The 544-nt window shown below is 46.1% G+C and carries 1 protein-coding gene and 1 pseudogene; one reads left to right on the top strand and one right to left on the bottom strand.

Annotation, left to right across the window (positions count from 1 at the left end):
- A pseudogene (locus R8O11_RS30590) lies at positions 1-160 on the bottom strand (GNAT family N-acetyltransferase); the annotation flags it as partial.
- 224 nt (positions 161-384) lie between these two features.
- On the opposite strand from R8O11_RS30590, the gene R8O11_RS30585 reads away from it, so the two are divergent.
- A partial coding sequence (locus tag R8O11_RS30585) for a DEAD/DEAH box helicase (RefSeq protein WP_412035102.1) occupies positions 385-544 on the top strand: 160 nt, incomplete at its 3' end.

Below are 544 nucleotides of genomic sequence, written 5' to 3'. Positions count from 1 at the left end.
AGCCGAGTAGGTGATGAACGCCGTCAATAATATCCTTACCATCTAGCTCCGGGTACGGGCAAGTTTGCTCGACGACGAACACGTCGACGCGTAAGCGCAGCATCTCATACAGTTGTAAGGTAGTTAGTTGAGCAAAAGGCAAAGTGATCCAAGTGGTCATGTCCGTCGTCCATAATGATAGTAGAGTGCCTGAATGTACTCGCTTTTGTTTCAATACTCATTAACAATGGTTAATTTTCACTGGTCTTCCCAGAAAATCTGGCGATAATGTGCCCTCTTTTTCATCCCACCTGAGGATATTTCCCTGTGAGCAAACAAACTTTTGACCAAGTAGGCCTGAACCCAGCGCTACTAGAAACGCTGGATTCATTGAACTACACCCATATGACGCCAATTCAAGCGTTAAGCTTACCGGCGATTTTGAATCAGCGTGACGTAATTGGTCAGGGTAAAACGGGCTCGGGTAAAACAGCTGCGTTTGGTCTTGGCGTACTATCAAATCTAAACGTAAAACGATTTCGCGTGCAGGCTTTGGTGCTGTGTC

Source organism: Vibrio sp. 1288 (assembly GCF_033344475.1).
This window is presented reverse-complemented; position numbering and strand designations above follow the sequence as displayed.